This window comes from Streptomyces colonosanans, from assembly GCF_001866645.1.
Lineage (GTDB): Bacteria > Actinomycetota > Actinomycetes > Streptomycetales > Streptomycetaceae > Streptomyces > Streptomyces colonosanans.
On sequence record NZ_MLYP01000030.1, the window covers coordinates 23,768 to 41,136 of the forward strand.

The following is a 17,369-nucleotide window of genomic DNA, read 5'->3' on the forward strand; positions in this document are numbered from 1 at the left end:
TCCACAGGACTGGAGGGCCTGGCCGGTCCGTGGGCCATCCTGGGGGCATGTCTCGCGATCACGTACAGTCCGCGGAGCGCTTCGGCACCGGTGCCGAAGCGCCGTTCCTGCAGCTTCTGGCCCGCGGCGCATCGGCCGACGCGTACGAGCAGCCGGTCCTGCTCGCCCGTGCCGAGGGCCTGCCGCCCGAGCGCGTCCGCGAGCTCGAGCAGGCCAAGCGGCTGGCGCTACGCGTGCGTGCGGAGATGGAGGGCAGACGCCGCCGCGAGGCGGAGCTGTCCGCGCTCTTCGAGACCGCCCACGACCTGGCCGGGCTGCGTGACCTCGACGCCGTCCTGCAGGCGATCGTTCAGCGTGCCCGGTCGCTGCTGAGCACCGACGTCGCGTATCTGACCCTGCACGACGAGGCTGCGGGCGACACCTATATGAGGGTCACCGACGGCTCGGTCGCCGCGCGCTTCCAGCAACTGCGGCTCGGCATGGGCGAGGGGCTCGGCGGCCTCGTCGCCCAGACCGCCCGCCCGTATGTGACGCCCGACTACTTCGAGGACGGCCGCTTCCAGCACACCTGGGTGATCGACACGGGCGTACGTGACGAGGGGCTCGTGGCGATTCTCGGCGTGCCCCTGATGATCGGTCCCCAGGTCATCGGGGTGCTGTTCGCCGCCGACCGGCGTGCCCGGGTCTTCGAGCGGGAGGAGATCGCGCTCCTCGGCTCGTTCGCCGCGCTGGCCGCCGCGGCCATCGACACCGCGAACCTCCTCACGGAGACGCGTTCCATGCTGGACCGGCTCACCCGCGCCAACGAGATCATCCGCGACCGCAGTGCGGCGATCGAGCGCGCCTCGGACGTCCACGACCGGCTCGCCGAACTCGTCCTGCGCGGCGGCGGCGTCCATGACGTGGCCGCGGCGGTCTCCCAGGTCCTCGACGGCACGGTCGAGTTCACCGAGGCGGCCGCCGCTCCCACCGCCCCCCTGGAGGCATCCCGTATCGAGGGACACGCCGTGCGGCACGGGGACGACTGGATCGCCGCCGTGACGGCCGGCGGCGAGCTGCTCGGTGCGCTCGCGCTGCGCGGCCATCCGGGGCTCGACCCCGTCGACCAGCGCACCCTGGAGCGGGCCGCGATGGTGACCTCCCTGTTGCTGCTCGCCCGCCGTTCGGCCGCCGAAGCCGAACAGCGTGTCCGTGGCGAGCTGTTGGACGACCTTCTCGACGCCCGCGACAGTGACCCGCGCGTGCTGCGCGAGCGTGCCGCCCTGCTGCGTGCCGACTTCGACGCCACCCATGTGGTGCTTGCCGCCCGCCTCGACGGCGGTGCGGACGACGCCGACCAGGCAGCGGCCGCACGTCGCCGTCTGTGGTCCGCCGCCTCCCACCTCGCGGCCACCCGGCGCGGGCTCGCCGCTGCCCGGGACGGCGGTACGGTCCTGCTGCTGCCCCTCGAACCGGGTGACAGCCCGACGAGCCTGGCCCGCCGCACCGCACGGCAGCTCGCCACCGCCGTTCACGAGGCAGTCACCGTCGGAGCCTCGGCGCCCGTTGAGGACCTTGCCACCCGCCCGGACGCCGTGGCGGCGGCCTACGCGGAGGGACGGCGCTGCCTCGACGCCCTGCGCCTGATGGGTCGCGCAGGGGACGGGGCGGCCGCCGAGGACTTCGGCTTCCTCGGGCTGCTGCTTGCCGGGGACCGGGACATCGCCGGCTATGTCGAGCGCACCATCGGCCAGGTCGTCGCCTACGACGAACGCCGCGGCACCGATCTGGTGCGCACCCTCGACGCGTACTTCGCCTCCGGGATGAGCCCGGCGCGTACCAAGGACGAACTGCACGTCCATGTGAACACGGTGGCGCAGCGCCTGGAGCGGGTGGGCCGACTGCTCGGCGACAACTGGCAGAGCCCGGCCCGCGCCCTGGAGATACAACTGGCGCTGCGGCTGCACCGGTTGTCGTCGACACCTGGGCACTGACGCCTGCGTGTACCGTCGGCACACGCTGGCGCCGGGGCACATCGGTGCCGGCGGGGGAGGGAGAAGGCGCGGCGGGCCCACGCACATACGCGCACGGGGCCGACCGCGGAGCTCGGCTCAGACCGTGTGTGCGTCCGTTGCCCGCGCCCTCGCGGGTTCCGTGTCCGCCGAGTCGTCGACCCGGGCCAGATCGAGATTCCGTGTCTCCTTGGCCACGCCCACCGCGATCAGGGTGAGAACGGCCGCCGCGATGACGTACAGGGCGATCGGTGTGGAACTGCCGTAGTCGGACAACAGCGCGGTCGCGATGAGCGGGGCGGGCGCACCGGCGGCCACAGAGGAGAACTGGGCACCGATGGACGCGCCCGAATAACGCATACGGGTCGCGAACATCTCCGAGAAGAAGGCCGCCTGGGGCGCGTACATCGCCCCGTGCAGCACCAGGCCGACCGTCACCGCGAGGACCAGATTCCCGAAGCTCGCCGTGTCGATCAGCCAGAAGAACGGGAACATCCACAGGCCGACCCCGGCCGCACCCAGCAGATAGACGGGCCGGCGGCCGACGCGGTCCGAGAGCGCGCCCCATGCCGGGATGACCGCGAAGTGCACGGCCGAGGCGATGAGGACGGCGTTGAGCGCGGTCTGCTTGGAGATGTCGGCCGATGTGGTGGCGTACACGAGAATGAAGGCGGTGATCACGTAGTAGCTGATGTTCTCCGCCATGCGTGCGCCCATGGCGACCAGCACGTCCCGCCAGTGATGACGCAGGACGGACACCAGAGGCAGCTTCTCCGCGCTGGTGTTCAGGGCCGCCTTGCGGGCTTCGGCCTGCGCCAACGCCTGCTGGAACACAGGCGATTCATCGACAGACAGACGAATCCACAAACCGACGATCACCAGTACGCCGGACAGGAGGAACGGAATGCGCCACCCCCAGGTGTCGAACGCGCGGTCCGAGAGCACGGCGGTCAGAAGTGACAGCACACCCGTCGCGAGGAGTTGCCCGGCGGGTGCCCCGGTCTGCGGCCATGAGGCCCAGAAGCCGCGCCGCCGCGCGTCGCCGTGCTCCGACACGAGCAGGACCGCACCGCCCCATTCGCCGCCGAGGGCGAAGCCCTGCACCAGACGCAGCGTCGTGAGCAGGACGGGCGCGGCGGTGCCGACCGTCGCGTGCGTGGGCAGCAGTCCGATGGCGAAGGTCGCCCCGCCCATCAGCAGCAGGCTCAGCACCAGCAACTTCTTGCGCCCGAGCCGGTCCCCGTAGTGCCCGAAGACCAAGGCGCCCAGCGGACGGGCGGCGAACCCGACGGCGTACGTCAGGAACGACAGCAGTGTGCCCACCAACGGGTCCGAGTCCGGGAAGAACAGCTTGTTGAAGACGAGCGCGGCGGCGGACCCGTAAAGGAAGAAGTCGTACCACTCGATAGTGGTGCCGATGAGGCTCGCGGCAACGATGCGGGGGAGGTTGGACGGGGTTGGTGGAGCGGCTGCGGGGGAGGACATCGGCACCACTTCCTGGCGGTCGGCGGGGGACGTTTACGTGTCGCCACACCGTAGGAACGTGCAGGTCAGAGGCGTATGTGTTGGGACAACATAGTTCTGGGCGTGGGAGTGCGCGTGGTCACCATGAAGGTGGTGCCGGAGCCTCTGAGGGAGCCTCGGTGAGGCCGCGAAGGGCGGTGTCCAAGTTGCTTCATTCGGGCACGATTTGGAGGCGCGGTACTGATTCCCGTGCTGACTTGGTGCTGACTAAAAGCCCACGTCATCACCCGTCCCAGCCCCTCCCGTGCTGACTCGGTGCTGACTACGCTGCGTAGAACTCCGGCATAGGTAGCGGATCGGACTCCGTAAGGCTGCGGTGACCCGTGTATGCCCCGGGATCACGGCCAGCAGAGAAGAGCGGAGTGCATCGCAACCGTGCGAGCGACGATTTTGGGCCTCCGTGGGCCTGACCATGTACTCGCTTGTAGATGTGGCGGCGGCGGAGGTAGAAACCGACCCTCGGCGCACGCTCCAGCAACGCGGGCAGCAGTAGCATGCTGCTCATGCTCGCCACGTGCAGCTTGACCGAGTCCGCGGTGAACATCCGCAGCCGCTGCGGGCCCGGCAGACCGCCGATCTCCGCGTTCAGGCTGATCGAGGTCAGGGGCACCAGCGCGCTGGCCGTCGTCGCGATGGCCACCACCTGCATCAGGTTGTCGCTCACGGCAAACGCGGCCAGCAGCAGACCCCGCACCGTCCACACCAGGCAGTAGGCACCTGGGAAGCGGCCGGGCAAAGGGAGTGGGCGGCCGTCTTCCAGCAGCACGGTGCCCGCGCCGTTGGTCCGGGCTCGTAGCGCGGCCAGGGCGCGGCGGGCATCGCCGGGTGACATCAGGCCGGGCAGATCGGCGGGCTCGACGAAGTCGAAGCCGATGACTTCCCCTTCGGGAAGGCGAATCGTGTCGATCGGGGCGGTGTCCCAGGTGCCGCCGTCGTAGACGAAGAGCAGCTCGCCGGGGAACCGCAGAGCAGGGGAGAGACCCGGGGCGGTGGGTGGTACCCAGTCCACGGCTAGGCCGCAACCGACGGCCATGGTGACGCCGAGTTCCTCCTGAAGCTCCCGGGCCGCTGATCGGGAGGGGGATTCGCCCGGGTCGACGGCCCCGCCGGGCAGGAGCCGCTGCGGCCGGTAGTCGACCTTCTGGACGAGGACCCGTCCGCAGGTATCGGTGATGAGCACGGATGTCCCCGCCCACAGGGACGCCGAGGCCCGTAATGCCTCGTACTCATCATCGGTCAGCGCGGTGCCGGGCAGATCGTCGCGCGATGTGGTCACGTCTGCGCCTCCGGTTGGGGAGTGGGGACGGGCGGTGTGGTCCTGCCCGGGCTGTCAGCGGAACCGGTGACGAGGTACTGCGGGCCGTGGCCGGTGCGGGCGCGCTCGATGGCCTCGAGGCGGGCGAAGCGCACGTCCCCCATCAGGCGCCGCCACTCGTCGAGATCGTGGATCGCCCATAGGTCGTGTTCGGCCGGGTCGAGGCGGATCCGGCGCAACTGCTCGGTGGTGAGGTTGCCGCCGTCGAAGATGAATCCGATCTTGCCCATCGGCCAGCCGCAGCCGAGGTGGTGGTAGTACGTCAGGAGCAGGCGGGGCTGGCCCTGGCCGAGTTCGATTCCAGTCTCCTCGGTGGCCTCACGACGCGCGGTCTCCAGGGGATCTTCACCGGCGTCGGTGTTGCCGCCGGGAAACTGCCAGGGTCGGTTGCCGTACACCGAGCGCAGCTGAACGGGCCGATCGTGTTCGTCGCGGATGTACAGGCAGCCGTACACCGTGTGGTGGGGCACCGTCTGCACATACGCCGCCGCACTCATGGGCAGCGGATGGCCAGGACGTCCCGGCCTGTGATCGAACTCGAACGTCAGGATGCCCAGTTGTTCTTTGGCTGGTGGGTAGATACTGCGGAGCGCGTCGAGCAGCTCCGTACGCGAGGCATCGGGGTCGATGCGCCGAGGATCGTGCGCGTCAAGCACCTCGTCGAAGGAGACGTAGGCCGTGACCCGCCGTGCGACAACATCGAGTTGCCGGTCGCTGCCCCGGTCGTGGAAGACGATCGTGTCCCCCTCCTCGACGGCCCGCTTCGTGGGCGTGCCCACGCGTACCTCGATCGTCTTGCGCCCTGCCTCCACTTGACCGTAGTAGCGGGGCAACAGGTGCATATGGTGCTCACGCGCGTGGCCATGCACCACCGGGCCGACCACGCGGGCCGACGAAGGCGGTGCGGAAACCGCGGCGTGTTGCGCCGGAACGCCGTCCTCCGTTCGGGGGCCGCGCAGGACGACGACGGCGAGGCCCTCGCTGTCGTGCCGCTCGGCCGTGGACCAGCCAACGTGGAGTTGGGCGAGTTCGTCCTCGTCGAGGGCGATGTCACACGGCTCAGCCGGGGTGTGGGCGGCGAGTGGGGTGATGACCGCAAGCGCCCCGCCGGGGCGCAGACGGCGGCCAAGAGTGCGCAGGGTGCGGTCGCGGTGCGTCAGGAACGGATACACAAACCGGAGGGTGATGAGGTCGTATCCGTCGGCGTGCAGAGGGCCCCAGTCGTCGTTCTCGATGTCCAGGCGCAGCCATCGAGCGGCCGTCGAGTGGGAGGCGGCTGCTTCGGCCAGGGCGTTGTCGGACCAGTCGACGGCGTCGACGCGGTAGCCCAACGAGGACAGGAACGCGGCGAGTTCACCCACGCCGCACCCGACGTCGAGAGCCCGTCCGTCAGCAGGGACCGATAGGCGGTCGGCGATCAACGACCTTTCGAGGTCGTTGAGTTGGCGATGGCGTCGACCTTCGGCGTAGCCGGTGTTCCATTCGTCCTGTGTGATGAACACGAGGGACACCTCCCTTGTGAGCCGGTACTGCGTGGGGTGGGTCGGCCGAGGTCTGCAGCCTTGGCCAGCCCCGGAGCGGAGTGTGGAAGTCAGTTCCATCCCATGTTGAAGGTCGCGGTGCCCACGGGGATCTGGGCCGCCTCAGCTGGGTTCGTGTCGTACGCCAGGAACAGCGTCCCGGCGACGGCGGTGATCAGCTGCTGCGCGCCACTCATGCTCACATTGAAGCAGGCTGCGGCCTGAACGGATCGGGGGCGAGGGCGATGGTCATCCACGGCACAGCCTCCTCGCGATAGGAATGTCCGACGGGATCGGTGCCGCTGCGGTCGTCGAGGCTGAAGCCGGTCACCATGATCATGTCCGAGCCGTCGGCGACCGAGACGAGCTGGCTCCCACAACGAGGGCAGAAGCCGCGGTGCAAGGTCGGCCAGCTCGAGTACCACGTCGGCTCGCCGCCCGGCCCGACCCACCTCAGCCTGTCCTTACGGAAACCGACCCACAGGACGGCAGGGCCGCCAGAGACGCGTGTCTCGTGTCGGCACGAACACAGGTGTGGATCGTCCGGGGCACCGTCCACCTCGTACACGGTGTCGCCGCACAGGCAGCGTCCCGTGCGTACCTTGGGCTTCGGTTCAGCCGTGCCGACGACCAGCGCGGCATCGCTGTCTGGGAGGTCGCTCGCGTCAGTGGGAATGGCGGGGTGATCAGGTGGTGCAGGGGACATGGTCTCCTCGTTCGAATTCGTCTGCCGGGTTGTGCGGCGGTCGGTCATGGCTCAGATGACTGGGGGCCGTCCGGCCTTGGTCAGTCGCCACACGGTGTGCCAGTTCATGGGTCTGCGTTGCTGCTCGGCGCGGCGGTTCCAGCCCTCGCGCATGCCGCTCAGCGATTCGCCCACTCCGCCGCCGCGCAGGGCACGCGCGAGAGTGATGCCGGTCCAGACGGCCAGATACAGCGGGATCAGCGGGCCGGGGAGATTGCGGTAGGCGACCGCGATCCGGTTGCGTGCGGCGAGCCGCCAGAAGAGGCGGTGCCGCGCCGGGCTGGTCACGGGGTGGTGCATGCGGATGTCGGCCGCGTACCAGCCGCTGTATCCCGCTGACCAGCATCGATACGCCAGGTCGAGGCCCTCGTGGTAGAGGAAGAAGCTGCTTTCCCAGCCACCGACCTGGTCGAAGACGCTCCGGCGGATGAGGACGACGCCCTCGGTCATGGTGGCGATGACTCCGGGCCGCCCCGGATCACCGGCCCTGAGGCGGGGCACCCAGCGGCGCGGCGTGGTCGTATCGTCCGGGCCGGTCAATCGGGGCTGGACGTAGGCGGCGTCGGGGTGCTCCTCGGCCGCGGCGACGAGCCGGGCCAGGACATCGGGGCGCGGCAGGCAGGCGTCGTTGTCCAGGAAGAACACGTACTCCGCCGGGGTGCCGGCCCGCCGCAGCGCGTCGGCACCCGCGTTGCGCCCACCCGGGATGCCGACGTTCTCCGGCAGGGCGACGGTGAGCGCCCCAGGCGGTACGACCTGGGGGATGCATCCGTTGCCCACCACGACGACCCGCACCTCGACCTCGGCCTGGTCCAGCAGTGTCTTCTGCGCCAGCGCTTCTTCCTCGGGGCGGTCGTTCATGGTCAGCAGGACCACGTCCACTCGTGGCATCACACTGCCCCCTGGGTGGGCGAGGCGACGCTCGCGTCTTCACCCGTCAAGGAGATGCGGCCTGGCCACTGGAGGACGAGCCGGGCGGAGGGTTTGCCGAGCACGTCACCGGCCGGTAGTTGGTCGTCGGGGGTGGCGGCCGGGTAGACGCTCATGGGCGGATAACCGGACTTGCGCACGTACCGGTCCCAGTTCTGTACGCAAGCGGCGAACCGCGCGGCCAGTTCGGCGGCGGCCGGGCCGAAGGCGTGGATGACGAACTCGTAGCGGCGGTCGACGGGCACCGGACCGTCCTTGACCTGAACATGGGTGAGGTAGGCGAGGGAGCCGTCGGCCAGCATCGCGGGCGCGTCCTGCTGCGCTACGAGCTTGGACCCTTCCGGAGCGGCCAGTCGGCAGAACCCTGGCAGTGTGGTCGCGGCGTAGACCTGCAGCGTCTCAAAGTTGAACATGCCGGGGACGACGAGACCGGTACTGACCTCGTGCCGGGGACCGCGCAGCGCCTCCTCCAGCCCGGCAGTGTCGCCGGGGACCCCGTCCTCCCATCGCACCGTGACTTCCCCGTCGGCCAGGCGGACGGCCGGAGCGGTGCGGCCGGCGGCACCGCGGTCCCGCACGAAACCGCAGTACGTCCAGTGCTCGGCGTGCAGCACGTCGCCGCGCCGGACCAAGGTGATCGAGCGGGTGTGGCCGCCCACCTCCAGCGGCACGACCAACCTAGCTCCTTGCGCGAGTTGATCCCGCCAGGCCGGGGCGATGTCCACCGCGTTGTGGGTGATCATCACGCCGTCGAACCCGTTCGCTGGGGCATGGGCGGGCGCGCCGAGGCCACCGTCGCTGAGGACGGCGGTGACACGGCCGCTACCGGCTTCCGCGCACAGCCGCCATGTTCGGTGCACCACGTACGGGTCGACGTCCACGGTGATCACGCGACCTCGGTCCCCGAGGACGTGCGCGAGCAACTCCGCGTTGTACCCGCCGGAGCCTACTTCGAGCACGGTCATCCCCGGTTCCAGCCGGAGTTGCTCGATCATGTCGGCCTGCAGCCAGGCCGCCGAGACGGAGCTGACCGCGGTCTCGGGAGTCGGCCAAGCTCTCCAACCACCGCATCTCACTGTGCTGCTGGTGGGCTGGGCGGCCGTCGCGTACAGACAGGCGTGCGACGAACGAGTCGCGTCCGGGGGAGGTGACACGCCAGACGGCGTTGTCCTCGTACTGCTGAACCTCCATCTGCAGGGCCGCGCCAACGAGGCCGTAGTGCTCGGTCAGCGTGACCCGCGCCTGCTCTTCCAGGAGGGCGAGTTGTGCGGGGTGGGATAGGTGAGGGAACGGTGGGCACGGGCTACCTCGGTGGTCGTAGTCGGGTAGGAGCGTAGTGAAGGCCGGCCTGGTGCCTGCCGGATCGGCGTGGAGAACACCAATTCGGGTGACTGCCCGGTTCGGCGCCGATCAGATCGGCAGTTCAACTACCTGAAGGGTCGTGTTTTGGCAGGCCCGTTCTGCTGCGGCCCCGCATCTCCAACGTCTCCTCGAAGGCTTGGGAGCAGGGGCGTTCGGCCACGCCCACCAGCCACGCCGCACGGTCGCCACACCGTCGGCGGTGGCCGCAGACGATCCCGCGGCGGCGCAGGTTCACGTCGGCTACCGTGCTCTCCATCACGGAGAGGGCGCAACCGATGACGGAAGGGAATGAATCCTTCGCGCGGGATGGCCGACCGGTGTGCGGCGTGTGCCCGTCGCTGAGGCACCCGGGCGGCCGGTTCGACGTGATGGAGCGCCCTTCCCGTGACTGCCCGTTCGACCCGGCCACGGGCCACCGATTCACCGCCGCTGGGGTGCCGGTGTGCGTGCACCCGGAGCGCGTCGGACTCCCCGCCGCTCCATACGCCAGCCAGGCCCTGCCGCTGCCCTGGCAGACCCCGCCACCTGTTGAACCCGACGAGGTCCCCGCGTGGGTACGCACGGCGCTCACTGCGGCACCACCGGAGGCATGCGACGAAGTGATCCAGCAGGCAACGCAGATCCTGCTCGCCTCAGACCCCGACACGGACATCACGGCAGTGCTGCGCGCCGCCCTCGGGTAGTACTCCAGATGTAGTTCGCGATCTTCGTAGTGCGCTGTCCGCCGGGCGGCAGCGGCCGGCTTGAGCTTGGTGGCTGCGGCGGGCTGGCGCGTAGGGTGCCGGGATGATCGCGATGCCAGAGGAGTTCGCACAGAGCACCGTCGACCGCGAGGGGGAGGCCGGGGCGGTGTGGCTCGCTGAGCTGCCCGGGATCGTGGAGGAATTGCTGGGGCGCTGGGGGTGCGTTCCGGATGGCGAGGTTATGCACGGGGGCGTCGGCGTCATCGTTCCGGTACGGCGGCGGGCTGAGGAGAGCGCCGTGCTGAAGGTGTCGTTTCCGCATCCCGGCAACGTCCACGAGCCGGATGCGTTCGTTGCGTGGGGCGGGTGCGGCGCCGTCCTGCTGCATGAGCGCGACGACGAACGGTTCGCGATGCTGCTGGAGCGGGTTCAGTCGTCGACGCTGGCAGAGGTCGAAGACGGCGACGAGGTGGTGACGGTCGCCGGGCGGCTCAATCGCCGCCTGGCCATCCCCGCACCGCCCGGCCTGCCCCGGCTGCGTGAGCAGGCCGATGCCTGGGAGGAACAGCTGCGCAAGAACGCCGAGGAGCTGACGCATGCACTGCCGCGTCAGGTGCTGGATGCCGCCGTGGCGACCGTTCGGGAGCTGGGCCGGGCGCAGCCGGACACTCTCATCCATGGCGACCTTCATGCCCGCAACATCCTGCGTGCCCGCCGAGAGCCGTGGCTGGCTGTCGACCCCAAGGGGTACGCGGGAGATCCCGCCTACGACGGCGGCACACTGCTGAAGTCCCGTGCGCTGACGCTCCTTGAAGCGGGTGACCTGCGCAAGGCTGTCCACCGGGTCTTGGACGTCTTCGTCGAGGCTGCGGAACTCGATCGTGAACGCGTCCAGCGGTGGGCCCAGTTCCATGCCGTCCAGGCTGCGTTCTGGGGTCGCCGCCACGGTTTTCGAATCGCCCGCAGCGGACCACGGCTGGACAGGCTCACCGAATTCGTCGATCATCTGGCGGAGTTACTCACCGAACGCTCGTAGAGCGTGGCACCTGATCGCCGACTCCGACGAGTTCCAGACCTACTTTGCCCCGCTCGCCGAGGTGCTCACGCAAACCGAGGCCGCCAGGCGGAGAGTGGTCGGCGGGCTGATGCTCGACCGCGTTGCGGCCGACGGCCGCCTGGCTATCTGGCGCCCGCAATCCGGGCTGGACCGAGCCTTCCCGCTCGGCGGGCACCTCACCCACCGGATCCTCCAAGGCGACCCACGCAAGATCGTCATCGCCCACTCCTCGGTCAGGGCGATTGCAAAGTCTTTTGATCAAGGGGAGGTGCAGGTCAGCTGAGGCCGAGCAGTTCCAGGGGGCGTTCGTAGGGGCGGCGGGCGATCTTACGGAGTCCGGCGGCGATGTTGGTGTGGCCAGCGGTGCGGAGCTGGTTGATGGCGAAGCTTCGCAATGTGGCCATGTTCTCCGGACCATGTCCGGTGTGGATCTTGGAGGCGTCCTCACGGAAAGAGGTGTCCCGGACGAAGTGGAGCCTGTTTTCGATCAACCAGTGAGCCCGCAAGATGTTTGCGAGTCGTTCCGGGGAGGCCTGGCGGCTGGTCAGATCGGTGATCACGTAGACGGTCTCGCGGCTGCGTCTGCCGGTCTTGGTGTCGGTGCGGTGCCGCACGACCCTGGCGACCTGGGCGGCGTGTGGGAAGTCGACGCCCAGGTCGGTGACGGTCAGTGCCGTGACGACCCGGGTCTCCGTCCGGCCATGGCCGGTGGTGCGGTCGTAGAACTTCGCTGCCGCCTCTTGCCAGGGCAGAGCCCGCAGTTGTTCGTAGAGGTTCTTCTGGTTCCGCTTCACGGTGAAGGCGTAGTGCGCCTTCTTCACGTCGACCAGGAAGCGGGCATGCTCGCGCTGCGTGTGGAGCGCGTCGCCGGTCACAGTAACTCCGTGCAGGTCGAAGGGTTCCAGCAGGGCGGCGAAGCAGGTGATCTCGTTTGTCTTGTCCGGTACCCGCAGCTGGGTGACGGCGAGCCCGGTGCCGGTCATCGCAGCCAGCAGGTGGGCGGCCGGTCTGGTGCCGTGGCGCGAGCCGCGGGCACTCTTGCCGTCCACCGCGAGGGTGTCACCGCCAGCCGGATCATGCCCCAGGAGATCAGCCAGCCCGCCGGGGCAGGTCCGCACGACCACCCGCCGCAGGGTCGCCCCGCTGGGCGGAACACGGGCGGAGAACACCGTCGCCGTCCGGGCACCGAGCCGGGCCAGAACATCCTGCGGAGCGTCCGCCGCCCACTCGCCGATCGCCGCGAAGCTCGTCGCCCCCGTGACCACCGCCGAGCACGCGATCAGCAGCACCGCCACGAACGGGTGACGCTTCCCGCGTCGGCACCGCGGATCGACCAGCGTGGCCAGCCGCTCCGGCAGCGGACCCATCGCACGATGGTGACTCGTGGGCGACTTGACCAGACAGACAGTGGCAGACTGACGGCACATCGAAGCGCCGTTGGACGCAGGCGACTTGGGAAGGTCATCTGCACAACGGAGCTTCGTTGCGTACGTCGCGGCCCCACCGAACATCGTCACATCGCCGTGACCTGCGCACCTACAAGATCACCCTGACTTTGCAATCGCCCTGCATCACCAAGGGCCGCGGGCGCGCCCACAGCATCCGCCATCTCAAGTGGCGCGACCACGATGAAGGGCGTGCCGTTCCGATTCCACGAACGATCGAGGCGAAGGTGAAGGAACACCTGCGGCTGTACGGAACCTTCCACGTGGAGAAGGGGCTGAACCGCATGGAGGGCGACTACCTCTTCACCAACGTCGGACGTACCAACATCCTCATGTACTCCCTCGTGGACCGGCTCAGGGGTCCTCGGCAGCGGCATGGTGATGTCGACGCCCTCGGCGCGCAGCCGCTTCTCCCGGCCAAGGCGGTTGTTACTGTCAACTGCTGTTCACGGATGCCTCGTTCGAGGTGGTGACCGCATCCGGATCGGCGAAACGATGCGGCGCCGCGGAGCCTTCCGCGGGCTTGGACCTCGCCAGCCACAGGCCGGTGAACACGGCGGTGGCCGATGTGATGGCGCCAGCCGCGACGAAGGCGCTGTTGAGGCCGGTCTCGAAGGAGGCGCCGTCGGATTGCCGGGTGCGGACGATGGCTCCGAGTACCGCCACGCCGAGCACCGCGCCGATCTGCCAAGTGGTGCTGCTGATGCCTGATGCGAGGCCGCCTTCCTGCGGGCTGACTGCTTGGATGGCGGCGCCTGTCAGTGGGGACATGGCCAGGGCGAAGCCGATGCCGGCGAGTCCCAGCCGCCACCACACGTTCCCGTAGCCGGTGTCGGCGTGCACCATACCGAGCGCCAGCAGTCCCAGGCCGGCCAGGGCCAGGCCGGTGGTAACCACGATTCGGAAGCCGTACCGGGCGGCGAGCCGGCCCGCGTACGGGCTGACGATCACCATGGCGAGGGCGCTGCTGGAGTGCTTTTCGTCCGCGGGCATCAGAAGCCACCCGGCGGGCGATACGCGAGGTCATCAAGCCACCGAATCCGGGTGGCCGCCGGGTGGCCGCCGGGTGGCGGCCACGGGCCCGCGGGGGCGGGCCAACGGTTATGACGGCGTGACCCAGACATGACCAGGCTGCTCGTAGAGTCGCTCTCGTGACCAACAAGATCACCCTCTTGCTCAACCCCGCCGCAGGCCGGGGCCGCGGCTCCAAGGCGGCCCAGCTGGTAGCTTCCGCATTGCGGGCAGCCGGATTCGCCGTCCGCAAAGTCGTCGGGGAGAACGCCGAGGAGGCGCTCGCACGTGCGCGTACCGCCGTGGACGGGGGCACCGGCGCTCTGATCGCTGTCGGTGGCGACGGCACGGCAAACCTCGCCCTCCAGGCCGTTGCGGGCACCCGCACCCCACTCGGCCTGGTCGCCGTCGGCACCGGCAACGACTTCGCCCGCGCCCTCGGCCAGCCCATAGGCGACGCGGGCGCCGCGGGCCGCCTCATCGCCACGGCTCTCAAGGCCGGCCGGGTGCGCGACATCGATCTCGGAAAAGTCGGCGGCCACTGGTTCGGCACGGTCCTCGCCTCCGGCTTCGACTCCCGTGTCAATGACCGGGGCAACCGCATGCGATGGCTGACCGGCCGCTTCAAGTACGACCTCGCGATGATGGCCGAACTTGCCAGCTTCCGGCCCTTCCCCTACCGGATCGTTCTCGACGACGGCGTCGTCCAGGAGGTCGAAGCGACCCTCGTGGCCATCGGAAACGGGTCATCGTACGGCGGCGGCATGCGCATCTGCCCTGGTGCCGACCTTACCGACGGCCTGTTCGATGTCACTGTGGTCGGCGATCTCAGCCGTACCACGCTGTTGCGGGTGTTCCCGCGCGTGTATCGCGGAACCCATGTCAGGCATCCCAAGGTCACCGTTCACCGCTCGGCAACGGTGGAGATCGCCGCAGAAGACATCCGGGGGTACGTTGACGGGGAACCGCTGCGGCCGCTTCCGCTGACCGCCCGCTGTGTGCCGGGGGCCCTCCGCGTCATCGGTCCGTGAACTGCGTGTTCCACGCGACCTCACAGTTGGGACCAACGAGGAGGCCCGGTTCTCGTATTGCTACGGCAGACGGACATGTAGTGGAGAGTGACGTCCTGTCAGGGCCTATGCCGCCGACGGTCTCCCCATCACCGACGAACTCCTCGTTCGGCTCGCCCTGCTCCAGTACGACCACGGGTGTGAGTAGTTGAGGTCCAGAAAGTGCCGCTGAGATTGGTCTTGGTCGGCTGGTACTCCAGCAGGATTTCGGTGTCTGACCTGTGGGTTTTACCGGGTGGAGGGAGTGTAGCGGGGCTCCGAACGGCAGGGGCGGTCTCACGGAGACCGCCCCTCGAACGTGCGACACCGCCGCAGATAGTGACAGCAGCGGGCTACTGCTTGGCGTCGTCGGCGCCAGTGTGCGAACAGCCCCTCAATGCGGGAACATCCCACTGTGAACTGGGACTTGGGCACGGCCAGCATGGAGCCGGCGCCCGACTGTTCCACCAACCGGCGGACGCAAGGCCCACGCCTGCGGCGTGGAACGGCGCCGCACCCACCCTTCCAGCGTGCCGGATCATCCTGGCGTGCGCCACTGGGGAATCGGTCGGCGTAGGTCCACGCGCGCATCTCAACAACTCGATTCCCGAAGGGAGCGAGGACCGTCAATACCCGCGAGCAACTCCTGTTCGTCCATGACCAGGCAGTCAAGCATGGGCCACTGGCACCGCCCACCGGCCTGAAGTTGGGTCCGATGGCTCCATGGTGCAGTCGGCGAGGTGGATGGATGCACCCAGCGGACGCCCCTCCCGGTGCGCCTTCTCGACGACCAATCTGGCTGCTGCCTGTTGCTGCTGCTCAAAGTCGGCGATCTTCCAGCGGGTACGCGCAGCAACTGTCCGAAGCAAGCGCATGGAAGTACCTGGTCGAGACACTCACCATGCTCGCCGTGGACACGAGGGATCAGACGACATGGCTCGACAAGTGCCGGACTCGAAGCAGACGATGCTGGGACGGCGCCACTCTGCACCTCCTCATTGAACTGGCTGTCTATCAAGGTGAGTTGCACGGTGAACGCCTGCTGGGCAGGTAGCGCAGTCCCTGTCGCCATACGCCTCAGGCGTGCGCCCCACCTTTGATCGGCTACACCACGAAATGGGACGCCATCTCCTCGAATGCGTGGAGAGCCAAGGGCAGCGCGGAAAGGGGCCGGTTCACTGACCCGATGAACCGGGTATCTCGGTCGAGACTGTCAGGAGGGAACCGATGTGGCTCCGCGGAGGGTCGCAGCGGTATCCCGCTCGCTGGCGATGCCGACAGTGCCGTCGGGGAAGCGCTGGACGGAGCGCACGCCCGGTCCCGGTCTCCTGGCGGAAGACTCGCGCGAAGTGGCGCTCGCTCAGGCACATCCGTGCCGCGAGGGCGGCGGCGGATAGGTCGCCGTCCAGGTGGTCGACGATGAACAACCGCAGATCGTCGATGTCGCGGCGGGACGCGGGCGGCCGGCTCAGCGGGAGCGAGAACTGGCTCTGGCCACCCTGGCGCTTGAGGTACATGACCAGCTGCCGGGCCACCGTCAGGGCGACCTCCTCGCCCAGGTCCTCGGCGACCAGCGCCAGGGCCAGGTCCATGCAGGCGCTGATCCCGGCGCCGGTCCACACGCTGCCGCAGCGCACGAAGATCGGGTCGGGGTCGACGGTGACCTCGGGATGCTCGGCCGCCAGCTGCTCCGCGGTCGACCAGTGCGTCGTCGCCGTCTTGCCATCGAGCAGCCCGGCGGCGGCCAGCAGGTGCGCGCCAACGCACACCGACACGACCCGCCGGGCCAGCGGCGTGACCCGGGCGACCCACGCCACCACGTCGCCGTCCACGCGGGCCACCGAGCCGCCGGGGCCCGCGTCGACCGCCCCGGGGACCAGCAGCGTGTCCAGCACGCCGTCCACCTCATCGAAAGACAGGTCTGCGACCAGCCGCAGCCCCGCCGACGTGGCCACCTCGCCGCGGGCCCGCCCCGCGAGCTCGACCCGGTAGCCCGCGGCGCCCCCGGTCTCCCGGTTGGCCAGGGCAAAGACCTCGGCTGGGCCGGTGACGTCGAGGAGGTCGACGTCGGGGAAGACCGGGATGACGACGCGGCGGGTGCTGGACATGGGGCCATCCTGACCCGCGTGACTGAGTGGCGGCAATGACGGTCTTCTGCCAGATTCGGACATGACGGTCCGGCATACGCGCCGGCGCCCGATGCTCCGTACGAGCATCGGGCGCCGTTCCGGCGGCGGGGACTATCCCGGCTACGTAGCCGCAACGCCGTTCAGCGTGGGATTGCAGGTGGGTGTCAAGCCTGCCGGTAGGCAAAGCAGCGGAGCTGATGCTCTTTGATCAAAGAGCCCGTTTGGTCGACATCGGCCGTGATCGGCCGTGGCCAGGGCCGTGACCTCACGCAGCCGTTCGTCCGAGACCAGCCGGACACCGTCCACCACACCAAGCAGCGCGGCGTACATCTTGGCCGCTGCACGGGCGGACATTTCCGTTATAAGGCTCGCGCAGACACCAAGGCAGAACGTGACGAGATCACCGGCGGTGCCGTCGAGCCTTCCAGGGTGGCTGCAACCGGCCTGACATGGCTCGACAAGGAGGTGCACTTCGGCGTCACGCAGCAGGGCTGCCTGGTGGCGTAGGCCGGATGGGTGCAGGTGCCGCTATCAGTCGGTGCTGTCCGGCTGCAGGTGGCTGGCCTCGGCGGCGTCGGTGTGGGCGCAGCCCCTGTCCACAACCGCGA

Annotated in this window: 17 protein-coding genes and 1 pseudogene; 8 read left to right on the forward strand and 10 right to left on the reverse strand. The window is 69.1% G+C overall.

All coding sequences use genetic code 11. The annotated features are described in order from the left end of the window. Nucleotides 1-47: 47 nt before the first annotated feature. Complete coding sequence (locus BIV24_RS11645; RefSeq protein ID WP_071366176.1) at nucleotides 48-1,973, forward strand: helix-turn-helix domain-containing protein; 1,926 nt, start codon at nucleotides 48-50, stop codon at nucleotides 1,971-1,973. Between the two features lie 117 nt (nucleotides 1,974-2,090). On the opposite strand, the gene BIV24_RS11650 is transcribed toward BIV24_RS11645, so the two are convergent. The 7 genes from BIV24_RS11650 to BIV24_RS11675 all read right to left on the reverse strand — a co-directional run bounded on the left by BIV24_RS11650 (nucleotide 2,091) and on the right by BIV24_RS11675 (nucleotide 9,020). Then, nucleotides 2,091-3,476 (reverse strand): MFS transporter, encoded by a 1,386-nt coding sequence (locus BIV24_RS11650; protein WP_071366177.1) that lies wholly within the window; start codon nucleotides 3,474-3,476, stop codon nucleotides 2,091-2,093. A gap of 301 nt (nucleotides 3,477-3,777) precedes the next feature. After that, the gene (locus BIV24_RS11655) at nucleotides 3,778-4,791 is read right to left on the reverse strand and encodes an NUDIX domain-containing protein (RefSeq protein WP_071366178.1); all 1,014 of its coding nucleotides are present in this window, start codon (nucleotides 4,789-4,791) and stop codon (nucleotides 3,778-3,780) included. Then, nucleotides 4,788-6,332, reverse strand: coding sequence for a methyltransferase (locus tag BIV24_RS35265; protein WP_245766767.1), 1,545 nt, complete (start codon nucleotides 6,330-6,332; stop codon nucleotides 4,788-4,790). The genes BIV24_RS11655 and BIV24_RS35265 overlap by 4 nt, the downstream gene beginning before the upstream one ends. A gap of 89 nt (nucleotides 6,333-6,421) precedes the next feature. Next, the gene (locus BIV24_RS35995; protein ID WP_281247730.1) at nucleotides 6,422-6,547 is read right to left on the reverse strand and encodes a hypothetical protein; all 126 of its coding nucleotides are present in this window, start codon (nucleotides 6,545-6,547) and stop codon (nucleotides 6,422-6,424) included. Between the two features lie 2 nt (nucleotides 6,548-6,549). Beyond that, nucleotides 6,550-7,056 (reverse strand): GFA family protein, encoded by a 507-nt coding sequence (locus BIV24_RS11665; RefSeq protein WP_079168199.1) that lies wholly within the window; start codon nucleotides 7,054-7,056, stop codon nucleotides 6,550-6,552. A 51-nt stretch (nucleotides 7,057-7,107) separates the two neighbouring features. Continuing rightward, the gene (locus BIV24_RS11670; RefSeq protein WP_071366179.1) at nucleotides 7,108-7,986 is read right to left on the reverse strand and encodes a glycosyltransferase family 2 protein; all 879 of its coding nucleotides are present in this window, start codon (nucleotides 7,984-7,986) and stop codon (nucleotides 7,108-7,110) included. Continuing rightward, nucleotides 7,986-9,020, reverse strand: a complete 1,035-nt coding sequence (locus BIV24_RS11675) for a class I SAM-dependent methyltransferase (RefSeq protein WP_079168188.1) — start codon at nucleotides 9,018-9,020, stop codon at nucleotides 7,986-7,988. Before BIV24_RS11675 ends, BIV24_RS11670 begins: the two co-directional genes overlap by 1 nt. On the opposite strand from BIV24_RS11675, the gene BIV24_RS11680 reads away from it, so the two are divergent. From BIV24_RS11680 to BIV24_RS11695, 4 genes are all read left to right on the forward strand, one after another. Beyond that, entirely contained in the window at nucleotides 9,019-9,306 is a 288-nt protein-coding gene (locus BIV24_RS11680; RefSeq protein ID WP_079168189.1) for a hypothetical protein, read from the forward strand. The genes BIV24_RS11675 and BIV24_RS11680 overlap by 2 nt on opposite strands. A gap of 449 nt (nucleotides 9,307-9,755) precedes the next feature. Beyond that, on the forward strand, nucleotides 9,756-10,070 hold the full coding sequence (locus BIV24_RS11685) for a hypothetical protein (protein WP_245766768.1): 315 nt from the start codon (nucleotides 9,756-9,758) through the stop codon (nucleotides 10,068-10,070). A gap of 103 nt (nucleotides 10,071-10,173) precedes the next feature. Next, on the forward strand, nucleotides 10,174-11,106 hold the full coding sequence (locus BIV24_RS11690; RefSeq protein WP_071366182.1) for an aminoglycoside phosphotransferase family protein: 933 nt from the start codon (nucleotides 10,174-10,176) through the stop codon (nucleotides 11,104-11,106). 61 nt (nucleotides 11,107-11,167) lie between these two features. Further along, nucleotides 11,168-11,410, forward strand: a complete 243-nt coding sequence (locus BIV24_RS11695) for a hypothetical protein (RefSeq protein WP_071366183.1) — start codon at nucleotides 11,168-11,170, stop codon at nucleotides 11,408-11,410. Here the strand turns inward: BIV24_RS11695 and BIV24_RS11700 are convergent. Further along, nucleotides 11,403-12,494, reverse strand: coding sequence for an ISAs1 family transposase (locus BIV24_RS11700; RefSeq protein ID WP_071366184.1), 1,092 nt, complete (start codon nucleotides 12,492-12,494; stop codon nucleotides 11,403-11,405). The genes BIV24_RS11695 and BIV24_RS11700 overlap by 8 nt on opposite strands. A 305-nt stretch (nucleotides 12,495-12,799) precedes the next feature. On the opposite strand from BIV24_RS11700, the gene BIV24_RS33845 reads away from it, so the two are divergent. Next, entirely contained in the window at nucleotides 12,800-13,045 is a 246-nt protein-coding gene (locus tag BIV24_RS33845) for a hypothetical protein (protein WP_143064597.1), read from the forward strand. On the opposite strand, the pseudogene BIV24_RS11710 reads toward BIV24_RS33845, so the two are convergent. Continuing rightward, nucleotides 13,008-13,535, reverse strand: a pseudogene (locus tag BIV24_RS11710) (MFS transporter); the annotation flags it as partial. The gene BIV24_RS33845 and the pseudogene BIV24_RS11710 overlap by 38 nt on opposite strands. A 188-nt stretch (nucleotides 13,536-13,723) precedes the next feature. Between BIV24_RS11710 and BIV24_RS11715 the strand changes: the two are divergent. Beyond that, entirely contained in the window at nucleotides 13,724-14,614 is an 891-nt protein-coding gene (locus tag BIV24_RS11715; protein ID WP_071366186.1) for a diacylglycerol kinase, read from the forward strand. Nucleotides 14,615-15,807: 1,193 nt separating this feature from the next. Here the strand turns inward: BIV24_RS11715 and BIV24_RS11720 are convergent. Next, nucleotides 15,808-16,740 carry a GlxA family transcriptional regulator gene (locus tag BIV24_RS11720; protein ID WP_079168191.1) on the reverse strand — a complete coding sequence of 311 codons (933 nt, stop codon included), beginning with the start codon at nucleotides 16,738-16,740 and terminating at the stop codon, nucleotides 15,808-15,810. A gap of 225 nt (nucleotides 16,741-16,965) precedes the next feature. On the opposite strand from BIV24_RS11720, the gene BIV24_RS34320 reads away from it, so the two are divergent. Next, a complete protein-coding gene (locus tag BIV24_RS34320; protein WP_177198689.1) occupies nucleotides 16,966-17,268 on the forward strand; it encodes a hypothetical protein in 303 nt (100 codons plus the stop codon). Nucleotides 17,269-17,369 lie beyond the last annotated feature (101 nt).